Source organism: Actinotignum timonense (assembly GCF_002860685.3).
GTDB lineage: Bacteria > Actinomycetota > Actinomycetes > Actinomycetales > Actinomycetaceae > Actinotignum > Actinotignum timonense.
The window spans coordinates 973,365-994,991 of the sequence record NZ_CP136960.1; the positions used below are offsets into that span (position 1 = coordinate 973,365).

22 protein-coding genes are annotated in these 21,627 nt (G+C 63.7%); 21 read left to right on the forward strand and 1 reads right to left on the reverse strand.

All coding sequences use genetic code 11. The features are described 5' to 3' along the window. Nucleotides 1–38 precede the first annotated feature (38 nt). Together argS and lysA are read left to right on the forward strand one after the other, a co-directional pair. Complete coding sequence (argS, locus tag CYJ17_RS04025) at nucleotides 39–1,715, forward strand: arginine--tRNA ligase (protein WP_087069886.1); 1,677 nt, start codon at nucleotides 39–41, stop codon at nucleotides 1,713–1,715. Then, nucleotides 1,712–3,229: a diaminopimelate decarboxylase gene (gene lysA / locus CYJ17_RS04030; RefSeq protein ID WP_234984405.1), complete on the forward strand. Its 1,518-nt coding sequence runs from the start codon at nucleotides 1,712–1,714 to the stop codon at nucleotides 3,227–3,229. The genes argS and lysA overlap by 4 nt, the downstream gene beginning before the upstream one ends. 51 nt (nucleotides 3,230–3,280) lie before the next feature. Here lysA and aroD read toward each other — a convergent pair whose 3' ends face one another. Then, a complete protein-coding gene (gene aroD, locus CYJ17_RS04035) occupies nucleotides 3,281–4,087 on the reverse strand; it encodes a type I 3-dehydroquinate dehydratase (RefSeq protein ID WP_087069885.1) in 807 nt (268 codons plus the stop codon). Between the two features lie 248 nt (nucleotides 4,088–4,335). Here aroD and CYJ17_RS04040 point away from each other — a divergent pair, with 248 nt between their 5' ends. The 19 genes from CYJ17_RS04040 (at nucleotide 4,336) to nucS (ending at nucleotide 21,620) form a co-directional block, all read left to right on the forward strand. Next, entirely contained in the window at nucleotides 4,336–5,622 is a 1,287-nt protein-coding gene (locus CYJ17_RS04040; RefSeq protein WP_087069884.1) for a homoserine dehydrogenase, read from the forward strand. After that, entirely contained in the window at nucleotides 5,622–6,506 is an 885-nt protein-coding gene (gene thrB, locus CYJ17_RS04045; protein ID WP_087069883.1) for a homoserine kinase, read from the forward strand. Before CYJ17_RS04040 ends, thrB begins: the two co-directional genes overlap by 1 nt. 98 nt (nucleotides 6,507–6,604) lie before the next feature. Next, entirely contained in the window at nucleotides 6,605–8,635 is a 2,031-nt protein-coding gene (gene rho / locus CYJ17_RS04050) for a transcription termination factor Rho (RefSeq protein WP_087069882.1), read from the forward strand. Between the two features lie 195 nt (nucleotides 8,636–8,830). Continuing rightward, on the forward strand, nucleotides 8,831–9,043 hold the full coding sequence (gene rpmE / locus CYJ17_RS04055; protein ID WP_016441737.1) for a 50S ribosomal protein L31: 213 nt from the start codon (nucleotides 8,831–8,833) through the stop codon (nucleotides 9,041–9,043). Between the two features lie 124 nt (nucleotides 9,044–9,167). After that, nucleotides 9,168–10,274 (forward strand): peptide chain release factor 1, encoded by a 1,107-nt coding sequence (gene prfA / locus CYJ17_RS04060; protein ID WP_087069881.1) that lies wholly within the window; start codon nucleotides 9,168–9,170, stop codon nucleotides 10,272–10,274. A 24-nt stretch (nucleotides 10,275–10,298) separates the two neighbouring features. After that, nucleotides 10,299–11,216 carry a N5-glutamine methyltransferase family protein gene (locus CYJ17_RS04065; RefSeq protein WP_087069880.1) on the forward strand — a complete coding sequence of 306 codons (918 nt, stop codon included), beginning with the start codon at nucleotides 10,299–10,301 and terminating at the stop codon, nucleotides 11,214–11,216. After that, nucleotides 11,203–11,799 (forward strand): L-threonylcarbamoyladenylate synthase, encoded by a 597-nt coding sequence (locus CYJ17_RS04070; protein ID WP_087069879.1) that lies wholly within the window; start codon nucleotides 11,203–11,205, stop codon nucleotides 11,797–11,799. Before CYJ17_RS04065 ends, CYJ17_RS04070 begins: the two co-directional genes overlap by 14 nt. A gap of 78 nt (nucleotides 11,800–11,877) precedes the next feature. Then, nucleotides 11,878–13,137 carry a glycosyltransferase family 4 protein gene (locus CYJ17_RS04075; RefSeq protein WP_234984404.1) on the forward strand — a complete coding sequence of 420 codons (1,260 nt, stop codon included), beginning with the start codon at nucleotides 11,878–11,880 and terminating at the stop codon, nucleotides 13,135–13,137. Continuing rightward, the gene (locus CYJ17_RS04080; RefSeq protein ID WP_087069878.1) at nucleotides 13,134–13,586 is read left to right on the forward strand and encodes a hypothetical protein; all 453 of its coding nucleotides are present in this window, start codon (nucleotides 13,134–13,136) and stop codon (nucleotides 13,584–13,586) included. Before CYJ17_RS04075 ends, CYJ17_RS04080 begins: the two co-directional genes overlap by 4 nt. Before the next feature lie 166 nt (nucleotides 13,587–13,752). Next, nucleotides 13,753–14,571 carry a F0F1 ATP synthase subunit A gene (atpB, locus tag CYJ17_RS04085; protein ID WP_016441731.1) on the forward strand — a complete coding sequence of 273 codons (819 nt, stop codon included), beginning with the start codon at nucleotides 13,753–13,755 and terminating at the stop codon, nucleotides 14,569–14,571. Nucleotides 14,572–14,594: 23 nt separating this feature from the next. Continuing rightward, a complete protein-coding gene (gene atpE / locus CYJ17_RS04090) occupies nucleotides 14,595–14,813 on the forward strand; it encodes an ATP synthase F0 subunit C (protein WP_016441730.1) in 219 nt (72 codons plus the stop codon). A 3-nt stretch (nucleotides 14,814–14,816) separates the two neighbouring features. Then, nucleotides 14,817–15,347 carry a F0F1 ATP synthase subunit B gene (gene atpF, locus CYJ17_RS04095; RefSeq protein WP_016441729.1) on the forward strand — a complete coding sequence of 177 codons (531 nt, stop codon included), beginning with the start codon at nucleotides 14,817–14,819 and terminating at the stop codon, nucleotides 15,345–15,347. After that, nucleotides 15,347–16,186 carry a F0F1 ATP synthase subunit delta gene (locus tag CYJ17_RS04100; protein WP_087069877.1) on the forward strand — a complete coding sequence of 280 codons (840 nt, stop codon included), beginning with the start codon at nucleotides 15,347–15,349 and terminating at the stop codon, nucleotides 16,184–16,186. The genes atpF and CYJ17_RS04100 overlap by 1 nt, the downstream gene beginning before the upstream one ends. A gap of 9 nt (nucleotides 16,187–16,195) precedes the next feature. After that, entirely contained in the window at nucleotides 16,196–17,821 is a 1,626-nt protein-coding gene (atpA, locus tag CYJ17_RS04105; protein WP_087069876.1) for a F0F1 ATP synthase subunit alpha, read from the forward strand. Between the two features lie 3 nt (nucleotides 17,822–17,824). Continuing rightward, nucleotides 17,825–18,757 carry a F0F1 ATP synthase subunit gamma gene (locus CYJ17_RS04110; protein WP_026429106.1) on the forward strand — a complete coding sequence of 311 codons (933 nt, stop codon included), beginning with the start codon at nucleotides 17,825–17,827 and terminating at the stop codon, nucleotides 18,755–18,757. Between the two features lie 29 nt (nucleotides 18,758–18,786). Further along, the gene (atpD, locus tag CYJ17_RS04115) at nucleotides 18,787–20,247 is read left to right on the forward strand and encodes a F0F1 ATP synthase subunit beta (protein WP_026429107.1); all 1,461 of its coding nucleotides are present in this window, start codon (nucleotides 18,787–18,789) and stop codon (nucleotides 20,245–20,247) included. Then, nucleotides 20,247–20,522: a F0F1 ATP synthase subunit epsilon gene (locus tag CYJ17_RS04120; protein WP_035277070.1), complete on the forward strand. Its 276-nt coding sequence runs from the start codon at nucleotides 20,247–20,249 to the stop codon at nucleotides 20,520–20,522. Before atpD ends, CYJ17_RS04120 begins: the two co-directional genes overlap by 1 nt. Before the next feature lie 12 nt (nucleotides 20,523–20,534). Further along, nucleotides 20,535–20,924, forward strand: a complete 390-nt coding sequence (locus CYJ17_RS04125) for a DUF2550 family protein (protein ID WP_026429109.1) — start codon at nucleotides 20,535–20,537, stop codon at nucleotides 20,922–20,924. Further along, nucleotides 20,925–21,620: an endonuclease NucS gene (gene nucS / locus CYJ17_RS04130; RefSeq protein WP_087069875.1), complete on the forward strand. Its 696-nt coding sequence runs from the start codon at nucleotides 20,925–20,927 to the stop codon at nucleotides 21,618–21,620. It abuts the gene before it with no gap. Nucleotides 21,621–21,627: the final 7 nt, after the last annotated feature.

Consider the following 21,627-nt stretch of genomic DNA (forward strand, 5'->3'; position numbering starts at 1 on the left):
GTGTAATTCTGTCGTAGATAGCACGTACACTTAGATGCGTGACTCCGGAAGAACTCAGTGCATGTATCGCGGCGGAAATCAGCGCCGCACGTAATGAAGGTCAGCTCCACCTCGATGGTGATATTCCCGCGGTGAAAATCGAGCGCCCGCGTTCGCGCGAGCACGGGGATTGGGCCACGAATGTGGCTATGCAACTCGCTAAGCGTGCCGGGATGCCCCCGCGTGACCTGGCCACCCTGCTGGCCGGGCGCCTCGAAGGTGTGTCCGGTATCGCTCAGGTGGAGGTTGCCGGCCCCGGTTTTATTAATATTCGCCTCTCCGCGGGCGCGGCCGGGGAACTGGCTCGCAGCATCGTGGAACAGGGGGAGCGCTACGGTTCCTCCCAGGCGGGTGCCGGAACCACCGTCAATTTGGAATATGTTTCCGCGAATCCCACCGGCCCCATCCATATCGGGGGAGCGCGCTGGGCCGCGGTGGGGGATACCCTCGCCCGGATTCTCAGCTTCACCGGCGCGAACGTGGTGCGCGAATACTATTTCAATGATCACGGCAACCAGATCAACCATTTCTCGGAAAGCCTGCTGGCCGCCGCGCTGGGCCGCGAAACTCCGGAAGATGGCTACGGCGGAACATATATTTCCGATATTGCCGATCAGGTTATCGCCCAGGAGCTAGCCGCCGGGCGCCCCGATCCGCGCACCCTCCCGGAAGCCGAAGCTCAGGAAGTATTCCGCGCCGGCGGGGTAGAGCTCATGTTCGCGGAGATCAAGAGTTCCCTGGCTGATTTCCGGGCCGAATTTGATGTGTTCTTCCACGAACAATCCCTCCACGATTCCGGAGCGGTTGCCGCCGCCATTGAAAAGCTGCGCGAACGCGGTGTTATTTACGAAGAAGATAACGCGGTATGGCTGCGCTCCACCGATTTCGGTGATGATAAAGACCGCGTCATCGTGAAATCGGACGGGGAAACCGCCTACTTCGCCGGTGACATCGCCTACTACCTCGATAAGCGCCACCGCGGTGCCGATCACGCCGTCTATATGCTCGGCGCGGATCACCACGGCTATATCGGGCGCATGTACGCCATGGCCCGCGCATTCGGGGATACCGCCGGCAAGGGCGGCAATATGGAAATCCTCATCGGCCAGCTGGTCAATCTCAAGCGCGATGGTGTTCCGGTGCGCATGTCCAAGCGCGCGGGCACCGTGGTCACCCTGGAGGACCTGGTGGAAGCCGTGGGCGTGGATGCGGCACGCTACTCGCTGGTGCGCGCCTCGGTGGATACCACCCTGGAGCTGGACCTCAATGTGCTGGCTTCGCACACCAATGACAACCCGGTCTACTACGTGCAATACGCGCACGCCCGCACCGCGAATGTGGCCCGCAATGCGGCTGAACACGGGGTGCAGCGCGCGGATGCCTTCACCCCGGAACTGCTTGAGCAAGCCGATTCCGATCTCATCGGGCAGCTCGCCCGCTTCCCCGAAGTGATTTCCCTGGCCGCGGCCAATCGCGAACCGCACCGGGTGGCCCGCTACCTGGAAGAACTGGCCGGCGCCTACCACACCTGGTACGGCAAGGCCCGAGTCACCCCGCGCGCGGATGAAGAAGTCAGCGATCTGCACCGCACCCGCCTCTGGGTGAACGACGCCACCCGCCAGGTCCTCGCCAATGGCTTGCACCTGCTCGGGGTGAGCGCCCCGGAGAAAATGTGAGTGGCCCGGTGAGCACCCCGGTAACTAATCTCGAGCAGCTGCCCGCGCCCCTTCCCGAGGGTTCGCCTACCGGGGTGTGGTCCACCACGGTACGCCGCCTTCCCGGTGACCTGGAGGTGGGCGGGTGCTCGGTGCGCGCCCTGGCGGAACGTTTCGGCACCCCGCTCTACATCCTGGATGAAGCCGATGCCCGCGCCCGGGCTGCCGCCTGGGTGAGCGCGATGCGGGAGGCTTTTGCCGAGTTGGCGGGAGCGGATGTTTACTACGCCTGCAAGGCTTTTGCCAGCGTGGGCGTGGCCAGGTGGATGCTGGAGGAAGGTCTCCACCTGGATACCTGCTCCGAAGGGGAGCTGCGCATCGCCCTGGCGGCCGGAGCGCGCGGGCACCAGCTCGGCTTGCACGGCAATAATAAATCCGCGGCGGAAATCGAGCTGGCCCTGGATCACCAGGTCGCCCACCTGGTAGTTGATTCCCTGGCCGAAGTGGATTTGGTGGCGGCCGCGGCCGCGCGGCGCGGGCAGGTTGCCGCCGTCGTGGTGCGGGTGACGTCCGGTATTCACGCGGGCGGCCACGATTTTATTGCCACGGCTCACGAGGACCAAAAATTCGGTCTTTCGCTCGCCATCGGCGCGGCCTGGGAGGCGATTGAGCGCATCGAGGCCAATCCGTGGCTGCGCCTGGTGGGATTGCATTCGCATATCGGCTCCCAAATTGTGGCGACGGAAGCTTTCGTGGCCGCGGCGCGCGCCATCCTGGACCTGCGGGCCCGGGTGGCCCGCGAGCTGGGAACCGTGATTCCCGAAATTGACCTGGGTGGTGGTTACGGGGTGCGCTATACCGGCGCGGACCCGATTCCGCCTACCCCGCGTGACTTCGCCGCGGTGCTCGCCGCGGAAGTGGCCCGGCACAGCGCCCACAGCGGCATCCCTGCCCCGCGCATCTCCGTGGAACCGGGCCGCTCCATTATTGCCCCGGCCGGGATGACGCTCTACACCGTGGGAACCGTCAAGAACGTCCACGTGGATGCCACCCGCACCCGCACCTACGTTTCGGTGGACGGAGGCATGTCCGATAACATCCGCCCCGCCCTCTACGGCGCCGATTACACCGCGGCCCTCGTGGACCGCGTGCCGGCGAGCACCTGCACGGGCACCACTATTGAGGCCGACGCCGCCGCCGCGGCAAGCGCGGCGGGTCCCGCTGCCGGCGCGGCTGCCACCCAGGGGAATCCCGGAGGCACGCGCGTCTGCCGAGTGGTCGGTAAGCATTGCGAATCGGGCGATATTGTGGTGTGCGCCGTCGCCCTCCCGGAGGATATTCACGCCGGTGACCTGCTTGTCACGCCGGCTACCGGCGCCTACGGGCGGGTCATGGCCTCGCATTACAATATGCTGCCCAGCCCGGGAGTTATTGCGGTGCGCGGTGGCCGGGCTCGCTGGCTTATTCGCGGGGAAACCGTGGCGGACCTCCTCGCGCTAGACGCGGATTACCCGGCAACCGCAACCGAAAACTAGAGCTGCCCGCGCGCCGGCGCACTAACAGCTAAGCGCCGGCGCGTGCGGCACCTAATCCTCCGGTAGCACGGCCTCGCTCACCTGAGCGGGCTTTTCCCAGGTATCCGGGGCGCTGCTCCACGCCGAGATCGCGTCCACCACCGGGCGCAGTTCGGCCAGCGCGATCTGCCCGGCCGCGGTGGCCTGCCCGGCCTGACCCCAGGTACCCGCGGAGCCGAAAATAGCGGAAGTAATTCGGCTCATGGTGCCCAGCGCCCCCATGGCGATGGTGATGAGCGGAACGTGCAGCTCCTGGCTGGCCCGGTAGGTCGCGTTGAGCACCGTCACCACATCACCCGGATGCGCGGGAGTCACCGCAATTTTCGCGATAGATGCCCCGTGCACCTGCAAGAGCCGCAGACGATTCACGATTTCATCTTCGGGCGGGGTAGAACGGAAATCATGGTAGGAACCGATCACCGGGATCTGAGCCCGGGCCGCTTCCTGAATAATGCGTTCGGTCCAGGCCCCGGTGCGGAACAGCTCCGCATCCACCGCATCCACCAGCCCGGATTGGATGAGCCGGATCACCAGCGGCCCGTAATCATCGGGCATAATCGCTTTCTGGCCGCCCTCCGCCGCGGAACGGAACGTGCCCAGAATCGGTAGGTTCGTGGACTTACGCAAAAGGGTTCCCACCTCGGTGAGGGTGGCAAGATCCTCGAGGAAATCCACTCGCCATTCCAGAACGTCAATGTCATGTTTGGGAAGCTTCGCTACCTGCGTCCGCAGCTCGTCACCATTGGCGGGCGTAATGGACACGAGGATTTTCGTCGGCCCGGAGCCGAAGGTGACGTCCTTGATTTTCACAGTGGGCATCGCGCACCTCGCTTTCTCTTCGTGCATCGGTCGATGCATTTTCCATGGGGATATTGTACCCATCCGCGTGGCGGGCGCCACACCCAGTTTTCGCCGCATACCAAGCCCATACGCTCGTGGCGGGCGGGCCGGTGGCGCGCCCCGGCCCTACCTTCGCTAGGCTAGGACACGCGAGGACAGAGAGGCCGGCGCATCGCCCGGGCTGAGCCGGCATCCGCGCGGCGCGTTCGTCAAGATAAGGAGTAGGCGTGAAGGAAGTCAAGGTTGCCCTGCTGGGGGCGGGAACGGTAGGAAGCGCCGTCGTCCGCCTGCTGCAAGCCAATGCGGAAGAATTTAATCTGCGAGCCGGGGCGCGCCTGCGCGTGATCGGCATTGCGGTGCGCAACCTGGAGGCCCCGCGCGATCCCGCGATTGACCGCGCGCTGCTCACCACCGACGCCCACGCCATTATCGCCCAAGCGGATATTGTTATTGAACTTATGGGCGGCATCGAACCGGCACGCGAATATATTTTGGCCGCTTTTGCCGCCGGCGCCTCGGTGGTCACCGGAAATAAGGCGCTGCTGGCCGAGCACGGTCCAGAATTGTACGACGCCGCGGCGCGTGCCGGCGTGGACCTCTATTACGAGGCCGCGGTGGGCGGGGCCGTCCCGGTGGTGTACGGGCTGCGGGAATCCCTCGCCGGGGACCGCGTCACCCATATCCTCGGGATCGTCAATGGCACCACCAATTACATCCTCGACGAAATGACCACCAACGGGGAAAGTTTCGATGCCGCGGTAAAGAAAGCGCAGGAGCTCGGCTATGCCGAAGCCGATCCAAGCGCCGATGTGGACGGGTACGACGCCGCAGCAAAATGCGCCATCCTGGCTTCCCTCGCTTTCCACACCCGCGTCCAACTTTCGGATGTCCACACCCACGGAATCCGCGAGATCACCCCGGAGATGATCGCTTCGGCCGGGCGGGGCGGCTACGTGGTCAAGCTGGTGGCCTCCGCCAAGCGGCGCGCGGACGGCATCGAATTGTACGTGGGCCCCACCCTCATTCCCGCCCAGCATCCGCTCGCCACCGTGCACGGGGCCTATAACGCCATCGTGGTGGAGGGTGAAGCCGCGGATCGCCTCATGTTCTACGGGCCGGGGGCTGGCGGGGATCCCACCGCCACCGCGGTTCTTTCCGACCTGGTGGCCGCCGCCCACCACCGCGTGCACGGCGGGCTGGCCCCGCGCGAACTGGCCTACGGGGAGCTGCCAATTCTGCCGCCCACCCAGGCACGCTCGCGCTTCCAGCTGAGCATGGACGTGGCCGATCACGTGGGCGTCCTCAGCGAGGTCACCGGCACCTTCGCCCGTCACAATGTTTCCATTAGCGGAGTCAGCCAAGAATCGCCCACCTTGGACCACCTGTGCCGCCTCACGGTCACCACCCACGAAGCCCTCCAGGCCGATGTGGAAGCAACTATCGCGGATCTTTCCGCAGCCGAAGGCTTGGCAACGGTGCGCACCGCGAGCTTCGTGCGGGTGGAGGTGGCCTAATGCGTATCGCCACCTCCGAAGCGCGGGTGCGGGTCCCGGCCACTTCCGGCAACCTCGGCCCCGGTTTTGATTGCATGGGCATGGCTCACAATCTCTGGGACGAAGTCAGCGTGCGCCTGACCACCGGGGCCACCCGGGTCCATATTGAGGGGGAGGGCGCGGATGTCCTCCCCACCGGGGATGATCACCTCATCGTGCGGGCCCTGCGCCGCGGTTTCGAGGCCGCGGCCCTGCCCGGAGTCGGTTTCGAGCTGCGCTGCACCAACGCGATTCCGCAGGGTCGCGGCCTGGGTTCCTCCGCGGCGGCCGTGGTGGCCGGCTTACTTTTAGTGCGCGGCCTCGTAGATCGCCCCGATATGTTCGACGACGGCGTTCTCCTCTCCCTCGCCACCGAATTTGAAGGACATCCCGATAATGCCGCACCGGCAATTTTCGGGGGCGCCGTCGTAACGTGGATGGAAGGAACGCAAGCCCGAGCTGCGCGTATCCCCACCTCTGTGGACACCACTCTTCTTATTCCCGGCGAACAGCTCCTCACCGAAAAGGCGCGGGCCGCGCTCCCGGATACCGTTCCCCATGCCGACGCCGCTTTTAATGCCTCGCGCACCGCTATGCTCGCCCTCGCCCTCGAGCACTACCCGGATTTGCTCTGGCAGGCCACCGCAGATCGCCTCCACCAGGACTATCGCGCCGGGGCCATGCCGGCCTCCGCGGACGCGGTGCGGGCGCTGCGCGCGGCGGGATTCCCGGCCGTTATTTCCGGTGCCGGCCCATCCGTGCTAGTATTTTCACGCCTTGACGCTGACACAGTTTCTATGATGCAGCGGCGTGGATTTACGGTGAATACCGCTGGAATGTCCACACGGGGCGCTTATCTGGTGTAGACTGAGGTCTAACCGACGTTCTTATACCGGTTATTTCCCACGTACTTGAAATTGTCATAAGTGCGTTAACAACCCCTGAATTCCGAGGAAGGAACCTCGTGACGGAAACCCCAACATCAGGCGCAATCTCAACGATGCGGGTGCCGCAGCTGCGCGCGCTCGCCGAAGAACTCGGCCTGGACATTGACCCGAAAGCTAAGAAGGCGGACCTGCTCGCGGCCATTCGCGAAGTTCGCCCCGCGCGGCGCGGGCGGCCCCGCAAGGAAGATAGCCTCGCCAATATTACGAAGGCACCCGAAAAGTCCGCTGCTGCCACCACGGCAAAGACCGCAGCGAAGAAGGAAAGCGCGAAAGCCGCAGAATCGGCCCCGGCCGCCGCGGAAGCTCCGGCTGAGGCACCGGCTCCGGCCCGGAAAACGCGCACGGCCCGCTCTGCAGCGGCCTCGGCACCCAGCGCGGAAAGCGCTCCGGTAGCAGCCCCCGCCACCTCGGCTACTTCCACCGCACCCCGGGAAGAACGAGAAGATCGCGAGGAACGCAAGGTGCGGCGCCGGGTGCGCCGGGATCACCGCGAACCGGTCCATATCGATCTGCCCGAACCGAAGCAGGAAGCCGGCCAGGCCGCGCGCCGCTCCGATTCCCTCAGCGATGAAAATACTCTCGCGGCCCTGGATGCCATCGGCGATGCCGCGGAACGCCGCGCCGGTGACCATCATGACACCGCCTCGGAGCGCCGCCGCCGCAAGCGCAACCGCCGCGGTGAGGAACACGAAGAAGCCCGCCGCTCGCGGCGCACCTCGGATCGTACCGAGCGCACGGATCGGGGCGAAGGCGCGGAGCGCGCCGATCACGAGGCGGAAACCGCCGCCCCGGCCGTGAAGGTTGAGCGTGAAGAACGCCAGGATATCCCGGCCGGCAAGCGCCAGGCGGAAGATACCCTCGTTCCCGTTGCCGGCATTGTGGATACCCAGGGTAACCAGATGGTGCTGCGCACCGGCGGCTACCTGCCCGGCCCCAATGATGCGCAGATTTCCACCGCGCTGGTGCGCCAGTACGGTCTGCGCCGCGGGGATGCCGTGGTGGGTGCTATTCGCCAGCACGATGAGGATAATTCCTCGCATAATAACCGCAATAACAAGCGTAATCCGCGCCGTCGTTACAATAATCAAAACAATAACCGGTCCGGTAACCAGCTCGTCCAGGTGGATACTATTAACTCCCTGCCCGCAGCTGAAGCAGCGCGCCGCCCGGACTTTAATAAGCTCACCCCGGTCTACCCGGATGAGATTTTGCGCCTGGAAACCGAACGTAAGGGCCTGTCTACTCGCGCCATCGATTTGGTTGCCCCCATTGGCAAGGGCCAGCGCGGCCTCATTGTTTCCCCGCCGAAGGCCGGGAAAACCATGATTATGCAGCAGATCGCCAAGGCGATTGCCGCGAATGATCCCGAGGTTCATATCATGGTGGTCCTCGTGGATGAACGCCCCGAAGAAGTGACGGATATGCGTCGCATCGTCAAGGGCGAAGTGATTGCTTCCACCTTTGACCGCCCGGCTTCGGATCACACTATCGTCTCCGAACTGGCTATTGAGCGCGCCAAGCGCCTGGTGGAACTCGGTCAGGATGTGGTGGTTCTTCTCGATTCCCTCACCCGCCTTTCGCGTGCCTACAACCTCGCGGCACCGGCTTCGGGGCGTATCCTTTCCGGTGGTGTGGATGCCGCGGCGCTCTACCCGCCCAAGAAGTTCTTCGGTGCGGCGCGCAATATCGAAAATGGTGGCTCGCTCACGATTATCGCTTCCGCGCTGGTGGAAACCGGCTCGAAGATGGACGAAGTTATTTTCGAAGAATTCAAGGGCACCGGCAATATGGAGCTGCGCCTTTCGCGCCAGCTCGCGGATCGGCGTATCTTCCCGGCGATCGATATCAACGCCTCGGGTACCCGCCGCGAAGAAATGCTCTACAAGCCCGAAGAACTCAAGGTCATCTGGCAGCTGCGCCGGGCCCTGGGAACTCTCGGAGTGGATGAAGCGGCGGACTTCGTGCTCAAGCGGATGCGGAATACCGAAAATAACGCGGAATTCCTCGTGTCGATTATGCGTTCCATGCAAGGATCGCGCGGCGAATAAGCCGAATAAAAACGGCGGGAGGAGCCGGCCGGGTGGCCGGGTACCGAGCGCGTGGCGCACATAGTGATGTGATACGCGCACGGTACCTTGTCTCGGCCGGCCCGCCCGTGCCATAATTTTCTGTCGGCTCCCGGTTCACCGTGATATGGAGAACCATGCTCGGACCCGGGGGCAGCTACGAACCAAGGAGAGATAATGAAGCAGGGAATCCATCCCGATTACCACGAGGTCTCCGTGACCTGCACCTGCGGTAATGAGTTCACCACCCGTTCCACCTACAACGGTGACCATATGCGCGTGGAAGTGTGCAATAACTGCCACCCGTTCTACACCGGCAAGCAGAAGATCCTGGATACCGGTGGGCGCGTGGCTCGCTTCGAGGCACGCTACGGCAAGCGCAAGAAGTAAGCGCCACGGAAAGGAGCGTCACCGCAAGGGCGCTCCTTTTCTTTTTGCACCATTGTCGGTAGGGTCGCCACTCTCCGGTGGCGGCAGGGCACGCGCTGGGTGCGCGTGAAGAAAGGTCCTCGTTATGGCTGATACACGTCGTGAGGTTGCCGAGCACCATCTCGCTGAATTTGAAAAAATCGAAGCGGATATGGCCAGCCCGGAAGTTCTCTCCTCCCCGGATAAATTGCGTTCACTCGGGCGGCGCTATGCCGAACTCGGGCGGGTGGTACGCGTGTACCGGCGTTTCCTGCAGGCCGAACAGGACCTCACCGAAGCTAAGGAAATCATCTCCCAGGGCGGGGAAGATGCTGAACTCTTCCGTCCCGAACTTCCCGGAATGGAAGAACGCTACGAAGCAGCCTCCCAGGAACTCACGGAAGTCCTTATTCCCCGCGATGAAGACGACGCCCGCGATGTCATTATGGAGATCAAAGGCGGGGCCGGCGGGGAAGAATCCGCCCTCTTCGCGGGGGACCTGGCCCGCATGTACGAACGCTACGCCACCTCCAAGGGCTGGAGTTGGGAAGTGCTGGGTGCCAACCAAACCGAGCTGGGTGGCTATAAGGACCTTGAGGTTGCCATCCGTTCCCGCGGGCAGCTTGAGGATCCTTCCGAAGGCGTCTGGGCCCACCTCAAGTACGAAGGCGGGGTCCACCGGGTGCAGCGCGTACCCGTAACCGAATCCCAAGGGCGCATCCAGACCTCCACCGCCGGGGTGCTTGTTTTCGCGGAAGTGGATGACCCGGGCGAAGTGGAAATCGCCGCGAATGACCTGCGGATTGACGTGTACCGTTCCTCGGGGCCAGGCGGACAGTCCGTGAACACCACCGATTCGGCGGTGCGTATTACCCACCTTCCCACCGGGATTGTGGTCTCCATGCAGGATGAAAAATCGCAGATCCAAAATCGTGAATCCGCTATGCGGGTGTTGCGCGCCCGGTTGCGTCAGCTCCAGCTGGATCAACAGGCCGCTGAAAACGCGGAATTGCGCCATTCTCAGGTGCGTACCCTGGACCGCTCCGAGCGCATCCGCACCTATAATTTCCCGGAAAATCGTATTTCCGATCACCGCACCGGCTACAAGGCCCATAATCTCGACGCGGTTCTCGATGGGGACTTGGATGCCGTTATCGATTCGGCCCGGATTATGGACGAAGCGGCCCGCATGGAAGCCGCGGAAGAAAAGTAGAAAAGTAGAAAGTAGCCGAGCGCTATGACCACCTGGGCGGACTTGCTGGCCGGAGCCACCGCGCAGCTCACCGCGGCCGGGGTGGATTCACCCGCCGCGGATGCCCGGTGGCTGGCCGAAGCGGTCGCGGGCAAGCGCCCCCATCCGCGTGATACCCCGCCGCCCGCGCAGCGCGAACTTTTCGCGGCCTACCTAGCCCGCCGCGCCGCGCGCGAACCGCTCCAGCACATCACCGGGCGGATGTACTTCCGCTACCTCGAGCTTGTTTCCACGCCGGACGCGCTGATTGTGCGCCCGGAAACCGAGATCGTGGCCGAATGCGCCATCGCGCACGTGCGCGCCTGCGTGGCCGCGCAGAATTGCGGGAACGCCGCGTCTCTCAAGAACGACGACGCAGCGGCGGCGCGCTCCCGCGCCGCCGCCACAGCCGCAGGCCCCCTCGTTGTCGATCTGGGAACCGGCAGCGGGGCCATTGCCCTGAGTATCGCTACCGAAGTTCCCGCCGCCCGGGTCATCGGCGTCGACGCAGATCCCCAGGCTCTGCAACTGGCGGCCACCAATAATGCCCGCTACGGTTCGCCCGTCACTTTCCTCCACCACGATGTAGCCGAGCCGCTCCCGGAACTGGACCACGCGGCGAGCGTCGTCGTCGCCAATCCTCCCTATATTCCACCCGATACGCCGGTGAGCGTGGAAGTGCGTGCCGATCCGGCGCGGGCCCTGTGGGGCGGGGGAGCGGAGGGCCTGGACCTGCCCAAGCTTTTTGTGGCGCGCGCGGCGCAGCTGTTGCGGGGCGGGGGTATCCTCGTTCTCGAACACGCGGAGACGCAAAGCGCGGCTCTGCGCGAATATGCCCGCAGCCTCGGTTTCACCCGGGCCGCAACCGGCCGGGACCTGGCCGGGCGGGAACGTTTTTTGGAGGCAGAATATGGACACATGTGATGCCGCGGTAGCCGCCCTCGCGCGCGGCGAGCTCGTGGTTCTCCCAACCGATACCGTTTACGGCCTGGGCGCGGATGCGTTTTCGCGCGCGGCTGTCACCCGGCTCCTCACCGCGAAAGGGCGCGGGCGCGATAAGCCCTCCCCGGTGCTCGTCGCCTCGATGGAGGACGCCGCCCGTTTGACCTCCGCCATCCCGGCCGGCGCCCGCGCACTCGCCGCGGCGTACTGGCCCGGGGCTCTCACCCTCATCCTCCCCGCGAATAACAGCATCGGCTGGGACCTGGGCGAAACCCACGGAACCGTGGCGCTGCGCATGCCCGATCATCCGCTCGCTCTGGAGCTGCTGCGCCGCACCGGCCCGCTAGCCGTTTCCTCCGCGAACCTTACCGAGCACGCCCCGGCCCGCACCGCCGCGCAGGCCCGTGCGCAGCTGGGCGAGAAAGTCGCGGTGTACCTGGACGGGGGCACCGCACCGGGCGGGGTGCCGTCCACCATTGTGAGCTTCGCGGGAGAGCGGGCGCAGATCCTGCGCCACGGCGCTATTGCTGATGAGGATATTGCCGCCATCGTGCCGCTGGGCTGAAGCGATGCGGCGGCGCCGCACTGAAGCACGGTGCGAGCCGGCTAGACTGAACGGCAACAGCACTAGGAAGGAGAGAGCATGCGCGTCTACCTGCTCATGATGGTGCTCAGCTGCGCCATCACTTACTTCCTAGTTCCCGCGATTCTGCGCCTGGCGCTGCGCGTGGGCGCCATGACGCAGGTGCGCGAACGCGATATCCACACCGTGCCTATCCCGCGATTGGGTGGGGTGGCGATGTTCTTGGGATTTTCGGCCTCGTTCGCCATTGCCTCACAGATCCCCTACCTGCACCGGGTGCTCGGGCCTGCCTCCCAAGCCTGGGCGATTTGGCTGGGCGCCGGGCTCATGTGCCTGGTGGGTGCCATCGACGATATCTGGGAACTCGATTGGATGACGAAACTGGCCGGCGAAGTGCTGGCCGCCGGGGTCATGGCCTGGCAGGGCGTCCAGTTCGTCACGCTGCCCTTTATGGGGCTGACCGTGGGCTCCACCCGCCTATCGATTTTCTTCACCATCCTCATGGTGGTCATCACGGTGAACGCTGTGAATTTTATGGACGGGCTGGACGGGCTGGCCGCCGGGATCGTGGGGATTGCCTCCCTGGCTTTCTTTATTTATTCCTATATTCTTACCCGCAATGCCACCCCGGGGGATTACACCTCGGTTGCCTGCGCCGCCGCGGCGGCCACGGTGGGGATGTGCGCCGGGATTCTGCCGCATAATTTCCACCCGGCTCGTATCTTTATGGGCGATTCGGGCGCGCTTATGCTCGGCATGGTGCTGGCCGCCTCGGCTATCCAGGTCACCGGGCAGATCGATCCGCAATCCACCTCCCTCGGCTACGCGCTCCCGGCGTATTTGCCGCTGCTGCTGGCCCTCGCCGTGGTGGTGCTGCCCCTCTCTGATTTCATCTGGGCCGTCACCCGGCGCCTGGCCCGCGGGCAGTCTCCTTTCCACGCCGACGCCGGCCACCTCCACCACCGCCTGCTACGCCTGGGCCATTCGCATACCGGCACCGTGCTCATTCTCTATCTGTGGACGGCTATTTTCTCCTTCAGCTGCATTCTGCTGATTGTGCTTCCGGCCCGGCACGTCGCCCTGATTGGCGCCGCCGGGGTGGTGCTCGGTTGCGTGGTCACCTTCGGAATGTTCGGGCGACGGCGGAGCTCGGCCGCGCGCGGGGAGCGCATTCCGGATGAGAACGCCGGTGATGCGCCCATGTCCGAAGTTGAGCTGGAACGGGAAGCGGTGCAGGTTCCGGAAATTGGGCTGCCGGCATTGGAAACGCTGCCGGCATCGGAAACAGAGCCCGTGCAGAAAGCTGAGGAGACACCATGAGGGCCCAATCCAGCCGGCCGGCCGCCCCGGGCGGAGGTGCCGCGTGCTTGCTCTACCGCGCCCAACTGAGCGCCACGCTCGGATGCGTCGTCGTCGGAATAATAGGGGCGGCGGGATGCCTGCTTGCCGGTCAAGCCGAGCACGCCCGTGCCGTGGGCTGGGCCACCCTCATCGCGCTGGTACTCCAGGCGATCAGCTGGGCCAGTGCGCGCTATCTGCCCGGCGGGGCCGGATGGGCGCTGGGCGGTTACGCGGTCAAACTCGCGGTGGTGCTCGGCGGGCTCGGAGCCTGGCGGGCCCTCACCGGGGCCTCGGTGGGAACCGCGGCGCTGGCACTGGCCGGGCTGATTATTTGCGCGCTCGCGGTGCAATCTTGGGTGGTGCTGCGCGCTGATCTGCGCGGTGATAGTAGCGTTGATCGACAGGAAGATCTGCGCACCGGGCGCTAAGTCCTAGCCAGGAACGAGCCGTAAGAGTAACGTAGGACACTGCTCACGGCGGGAAAGTTCAGCGCCGCAGGGTGATGACAAATGTGATTTCCACGCTAAGATAGGTTAGCAGTGCCGTTTAGGCGGGGTTCCCGCCGCGGAAAGATTCGATGGAGAGGGTGAGCGCATGGCAGTCGGTTCGTTCGCGAATCTGAGCATGCTCGGCCTGCCGATGGAGAACGACGGGTTCCACGCCCCGGGAGTTGAGGAATTCTTCCCCGCCCCCATCTTCTTCGCCGGCACGCCATTTGAGATGAATCGCGTGATGGTGATTCGTCTTCTTGCGGCTTTAGTTCTTCTGGTTTTCTGCGTTATCTACGCCAAGCGCGCCAAGCTCATTCCGGGTCGCGCGCAGGCCGCGATGGAATCCCTGCTGGACTTCTCGCGGGTGCAGATCGGTGAAGAAATTCTCGAAGGGCAGGCACGCAAGTACCAGCCCCTGCTCGCTACCATTTTCCTCGGCACTCTCTTTATGAACTTAACCGGCGTCATCCCGGGCTTGCAGCTCGCGGGTACGTCGGTTATTGGTATGCCGCTCATTTACGCCGTGGTGGCGTACGTGGCCTTCATTATCGCGGGTATGAAGGAACGCGGGGCGGGTACCTTCTTCAAGGAACAGCTCTTCCCGCCCGGGGTGCCTTGGCCGATTTACATCATCATGACGCCCATTGAGCTGCTCTCCACCTTCATTATTCGGCCCGTCACCCTGACGGTCCGTCTCTTGGCCAATATGCTCTCCGGGCATATGCTGCTCGTGCTCTGCTTCCTGGGCACCCACGCGCTCTACTTCTCCATGGGTGGGGGCCTCGGCATTGGCCTGGGTACGGTCACGCTGGTGGCCGGTATCCTCTTCACCGTCTTTGAACTTTTCGTGGCGTGCCTGCAGGCGTATATCTTCGCCCTGCTCACCGCCGCGTATATCCAACTTTCTATTTCCGCCCACTAAAACAACAAGAAAAGGACAATCCCATGACTGGATCTGCAGCAGTTCTCGCGACCATCGGTTACGGTCTCGCGGCTATCGGCCCCGGCATCGGCGTCGGCCTCATCGGTGCGAAGAACCAGGAAGCTACCGCACGCCAGCCCGAGATCCGCGGCTACCTGCGCGTCAATATGTTCCTGTCCATCGCCTTTACCGAAGCACTCGGCCTGATCGGCTTCGCCGCGGGCTTCGTGTTCGGAGCTTAAGCAATGTATCTCGCTGAAGAACACAGTGTTATCATTCCGGCCATTCCGGATCTGCTGTGGGGCACGGTATCCTTCCTCATCGTCGCCATCGCGGTGTATAAATTCGCCTGGCCGACGCTGACGAAGATGCTTGATGAGCGGCGGGAGAAAATCGAAGAAGGTTTGCTCGCTGCCGAACGTGCCCGGGAGGAAGTGGCCCAGGAACGCGCCACCATCCAGTCCGAAAAGGATGCCGCGGTGCGTGAAGCAGCGGATATCCGCGCCCAGGCACAATCCAATGCCTCCGATATTATCGAGCGTGCGCGCCGGGAAGCCGGCGAAGAAGCGCGGCGTATTTCCGCCGCGGCTCAGGTTCAGATTAAAGCTGATACCGACGCCGCCGCGCGGATTCTCCGCGCGGATTTGGGCACCATGGCCTCGCAGCTGGCCGGTCGTATCGTGGGTGAACAGATTCGCCTCGATCCGAGCGTGAACCAGGGCGTTGTTGATTCGTTCCTCGATAATCTCGAGGAGCAGGCGCGAACGGGGGCGTAATGCGGTCCACGAGTAAGCAATCCGCCGCCGCGGTCACCGCCGAGTGGGACGCGCTGCTTCAGGAGCATCCCGGCCAGGAAATTGACTTGGCGCGCGAACTTTTCGCCGCTGCAGACGCCATCAATGCTTCTCCTTCCCTGCGTGGCACCCTCGCGGATACCACGCGGGCCGGGGCGGCACGGGAAAGCCTGGCAAGCGCCATTTTCGCCGCCCACGTGAGCGCACCGGTTCTCGCGGTGCTGCGCGCGGTGGCGGGGCGCACGTGGACGGAGGACGCTGATCTCGTCACGACCGTGGATACCCTCGGTGCGCACGCCGTGCTGGTGCGGGCGCGTGGCGCCGGGGTGCTCTCCGGCGTGGAAGATGAGCTCTACCAGCTCATGCGCACCCTCAAAGAAACTCCCGATCTGCGCATTACGCTCTCTCGCGAGGAATACTCCGCGGAGGAACGCGCCGCGCTCTTTGATCGCGTGGTTCCGAATATCCGGGAGGAAACCCGGGTGCTGGCACATCGCGCCCTGGCGCGGGTGCGGGAAGCAACCCTGGCGGCCTCGCTCATGGAATACGCGGCCCAGGCAGCTGAGTTGGGTGAGGTTTCCGGCGTATCGGTGCTGGTAGCCCAGCCGCTCACGGCCACGCAAGAAGAACGCCTCCAGCGCGCCCTGACCGCGATGTACGGAACTGAAGTTTCCATTCACGTCTCGGTAGATCCGGCTGTGGTGGGCGGTATGCGCATCCAGCACGGTTCGGATGTTATTGACGCGACGCTGCAGTCCAGAATTAAAGATGTACGCGATAAAGTCGCGGTCATGCCGGCGGCACCGGCGAGCAACAGGTAAGGAAAAAGAATGGCTGATCTGACAATCCAGCCCGAAGAGATTCGGGCAGCGCTCGATAACTTCGTGCGTAGCTACACGCCGGAGCAGTCCGAGAGTGAGCAAGTTGGTCACGTCACCATGACGGCGGACGGCATCGCCCGCGTGGCCGGCCTGCCCGGTGCGATGGCTAATGAACTTCTCGTTTTCGAGGATGGCACCCGCGGACTGGCGATGAACCTGGAAGAGCGCGAAATCGGCGTCGTCGTTCTCGGTGACTTCTCCAATATTGAAGAAGGCCAGGAAGTGCGCCGCAGCGGTGAGGTGCTCTCCGTCCCGGTGGGCGACGGATACCTCGGCCGCACGGTGGACCCCCTCGGCAAGCCGATTGACGGCCTGGGCGAAATCGAAAATCTCAGCGGCCGGCGTGCCCTGGAGCTGCAGGCTCCCGGCGTAATGATGCGCAAGTCGGTGCACGAACCGCTGGAAACCGGTATCAAGGCTATTGACTCGATGACCCCGATCGGGCGCGGGCAGCGCCAGCTCATCATCGGGGACCGCCAGACCGGTAAAACCGCCCTCGCGATTGACACCATCCTCAACCAGCGCAAGAACTGGGAAACCGGGGATCCCTCCAAGCAGGTGCGCTGCATTTACGTGGCCATCGGCCAGAAGGGTTCCACCATCGCTTCGGTGCGCGGCACCCTGGCTCGCTACGGGGCGCTGGAATACACCACCATCGTGGCCTCCCCGGCATCCGATCCGGCTGGCTTCAAGTACCTGGCTCCCTACACCGGTTCGGCCATCGGCCAGCACTGGATGTACGAAGGTAAGCACGTGCTCATCGTGTTCGATGACCTCTCCAAGCAGGCCGAAGCCTACCGCGCTGTGTCCCTGCTGCTGCGCCGCCCGCCGGGGCGTGAAGCCTACCCGGGCGACGTGTTCTACCTGCATTCGCGCCTGCTGGAACGCTGTGCCAAGCTCTCCGATGAGCTGGGCGGGGGTTCCATGACGGGCCTTCCCATTGTGGAAACCAAGGCGAATGACGTCTCGGCCTACATTCCGACCAACGTTATTTCCATTACCGACGGTCAGATCTTCTTGCAGTCCGACCTCTTCAACTCCAATCAGCGCCCGGCCGTGGACGTGGGTATTTCGGTATCCCGCGTGGGTGGCGACGCGCAGATCAAGGCTATGAAGAAGGTTGCCGGTACCCTGAAGATCACCCTGGCGCAGTACCGCTCCCAGGCGGCCTTCGCGATGTTCGCCTCCGATCTTGACCCGGCCACCCGCCAGCAGCTCACCCGCGGTGAGCGCCTCATGGAGCTGCTCAAGCAGCCGCAGTACACCCCGTACCCCATTGAGGAACAGGTTGTTTCGGTGTGGGCCGGCTCGAAGGGCTACCTCGATGATGTCCCGGTGGAGAAGGTGCACGATTGGGAAGCCCGCATGCTCGACTACGTGCGGCACAACTCCAAGGTGCTGGAAACCATTGCCTCCACCGGTGAGATGGATAAGGATCTCGAAGCCGAACTGGAAGCCACGGTCAGCGCCTTCACGGAGTCCTACCGCACCGCCGAAAACCTGCCCGCGGGCGGGGAAGAGGATGTCCCGGCCGAGCAGGCCCGTGAAACTCTCGCGCGGCCGACGAAGGGTTAATCGATGGCCGGCGAACAGAGGATTTACAAGAGCAAAATTCGGGCGACGAGCACCTTGCAGAAGGTGTTCCGCGCGATGGAGCTCATTGCGGCCTCGCGTATCGGCTCGGCGCGCCGGGAGGCGCAGGAACTGGACCCCTACGCGCGGGCGGTAACCCGCGCGCTCGGGCTGGTGGGGCGCCATGATTTTGATGCCCAGCACCCGCTGATGCGCGAACGCACCGATACCAATCGGGTGGCGGTACTCGTGGTGACCTCCGACCGCGGCATGGCAGGAGCCTATTCCGCCAATGTGCTGCGCGAAGCAGAACGCACCGTGGAGAATCTGCGCGCCGAAGGTAAGGACCCGGTGCTGTACGTGACCGGCCGGCGCGGCCTGCAGTACTTCAAATTCCGCGGGGTGAATATCGCCGGGGAGTGGAGCGGCACCTCGGATAAGCCCGATCCGGAGCAATCCGATGAAATCGCGCGTACCCTTCTCGATGCTTTCACCGCCCCGCCGGAAGAAGGCGGCGTCGCCGAAGTACATGTGGTCTACACCCGCTTCGAATCGATGGTGAGCCAGGTGGTGCAGGTGCGCCATATGCTGCCGCTCGCCATCGTGGACTACGGGGAAGGCGATCTGGAGGATACCGGATCGGAATTCTCGGGCGGTGGCACGGAAGAAACCGAACCGCTCTACGATTTCGAACCTTCGGCACACGACGTTTTCGAAGCGCTCGTGCCCATGTATGTTCGCAAACGTATCTCCTCGATTCTTCTCATGGCAGCGGCCTCCGAACTCGCCTCGCGCCAGCAGGCGATGCACGCGGCCACCGATAACGCCGCCGAACTCATCGAGAAGTACACCCGGCTCGCCAATAACGCGCGCCAGGCTGAAATCACCACCGAGATCACTGAAATCGTCTCCGGTGCCGATGCACTAAGTAACGGATAACGCGCTTCGTAACGGATAAGGAACACACTATGACTGCACAACTAGAGGAGCAGACCGCGGACCTGGCCACAACCGGCCGGATTACGCAGGTCATTGGCGCCGTCGTCGACGTCGAATTTCCGTCCGACGCGCTTCCCGATATCAATAACGCCCTGAAAACCACGGCCACCCTCCCCGCCGGTGACGGAAGCGTCATCCAGCAGGAGATGGTCCTGGAAGTGGCCCAGCACCTGGGCGATAACGTGGTGCGCACCATCGCGATGAAACCGACGGACGGCCTGGTGCGCGGCGCCGTCGTTATCGATACCGGTGCCCCCATCACCGTTCCAGTCGGGGACGTTACCCGCGGGCACGTCTTCAACGTCGTGGGCGAACCGCTCAACGTTTCCCCCGATGAGATCGACGTGAAGGAACGCTGGTCGATTCACCGCCAGGCTCCCGCCTTCGATGAACTCGAGCCGGAAACCCAGATGTTCCAGACCGGCCTCAAGGTTATCGACCTGCTCACCCCGTACGTGCAGGGTGGCAAGATCGGCCTCTTCGGCGGCGCGGGCGTGGGCAAAACGGTGCTCATTCAGGAAATGATCCAGCGCGTGGCCCTCGACCACGATGGCGTTTCCGTATTCGCCGGGGTGGGCGAACGTACCCGTGAAGGTAACGACCTCATCCACGAAATGGACGAAGCCGGGGTGCTCGATAAGACGGCCCTCGTCTTCGGCCAGATGGACGAGCCGCCGGGGGTGCGCCTGCGCATCGCCCTGTCCGGCCTGACGATGGCGGAGTACTTCCGCGACGTCGCTAACCAGGACGTGCTGCTCTTCATCGATAACATCTTCCGCTTCACCCAGGCCGGTTCGGAAGTATCCACCCTGCTCGGGCGCATGCCTTCCGCGGTGGGCTACCAGCCCACCCTGGCTGATGAAATGGGTGCGCTTCAGGAACGTATTACCTCCACGCGCGGGCATTCCATTACCTCGCTGCAGGCCATTTACGTTCCCGCGGACGATTACACCGACCCGGCGCCGGCAACCACCTTCGCCCATCTGGATGCAACCACCGAACTGTCGCGTGATATTGCCTCCATGGGTATTTACCCGGCGGTGGATCCCCTCGCCTCGACCTCGCGTATTCTGGATCCGCAGATCGTGGGCCAGCAGCATTACGAGGTTGCGACCCGCGTCAAGGCGATCCTCCAGAAGAACCGCGAACTTCAGGACATTATCTCCATCCTCGGTGTGGATGAACTCTCCGAAGAAGACCGCCTGACCGTCGCCCGCGCGCGCCGGATCCAGCAGTTCCTTTCGCAGAATATGTACACCGCGGTGAAGTTCACCGGCGTGGAAGGCTCCACCGTTCCGGTTGCGGAAACCGTTGAAGCGTTCCGCCGTATTTGCGACGGCGAATACGACCACGTCCCCGAGCAGGCCTTCTTCAATATTGGCGGCATCGAGGATCTGGAACGCAAGTACCACGAACTGCGGAGCGAATAATGCTGGACGTTGAGATCGTTTCCCAGCGGGAGCTGGCGTGGCGCGGGAATGCCGAATCGGTGACCGCGCCCGGCACCGAAGGCTCGGTGGGTATCCTCACGGACCACACCCCGCTCGTTGCTCTCCTCACGGAAGGTAACGTCGAGGTGCGCGGCTGCGCGGACGGACGCGATCGCAGCTTCACGATGTCCGGCTCCGGCTTCCTTACCGTGACCGCTAATCAGGTCATCGTGGTGGCCGATTCGGTCAGCGAGCAGTCGGTCACCGAGCGGTAGGCGAGAGCGCGAATGAGCTGGCAAAGCGTAGCACTGATCGTCGTGCTGGTTCTCCTCGCGCTCCTCATCTACTTCCTGGCGCGGGTACGCTACCTCTTCAACCAATGGGGCTCCTCCCAGGCCGCGGTGCGCCGGCAGCACCGCTGGCACACCGGGGTGGTGTTTTTCCGCACCGATGCGCTGGAGTGGTTCCGGGTGGCCTCCTTATCCTGGCGCCCGGCGCTGCGCCTGGACCGGCGTTCCCTGAGCATCAACCTGGTCAAAGTGCGTGATGATATCGCCACCGCCCGGGTGGGGGATGCTCATACAGAAATTGATATGGCCATGAGCTGCCAGGCGCATACCGCGCTGGTGGCGTGGGCGGATTCGGCCCCGCCCCGGGGAGATTGGGTGTTGTTCTAGATGCGCGTTGTTTTTGCTACCTGTTCGGTGGATTACTCCGGACGCCTGGATGCGCATCTCGAACCGGCCACCCGCCTCCTCATGGTCAAAGCCGATGGCTCCGTGCTGATTCACGCGGATACCGGCTCGTACAAGCCCCTCAACTGGATGATGGGCCCCACCCTCTTCACCGAAGAAGAACCGAGCGCGGCGGAGCGCGAGGCGGGCGTGCGCACCATCTGGAATGTGGAGCACAAGAAAACCGACGACCGCCTGGTCATCCGCATTTACGAGGTCTTTTCTGATTACGAACAGGACCTCGGGGAGGATCCCGGGCTCGTCAAAGACGGTGTGGAAGCGCATCTGCAAAAACTGCTGGCCGAACAGGTGGAACGTATCGCCCCGCATGCCAGCTTGGTGCGCCGCGAGTACCCCACCGCCATAGGCCCGGTGGACCTCATGGTGCGCGACGGCGAGGGCGGCTATATCGCCGTCGAAATTAAACGCCGCGGGGAAATTGACGGGGTTGAACAGCTCACCCGCTACCTCGATTTGCTGCGCCGCGACCCCCTCCTCAATCCGCTCCGCGGCATTTTCGCGGCCCAGGAAATCAAACCGCAAGCCCGTGTACTGGCCGAAGACCGCGGCATTGACTGTATGATCTTGAACTACGACGATATGCGTGGCATAGACCACCCGGAGGATCGACTGTTTTAGGACGGGA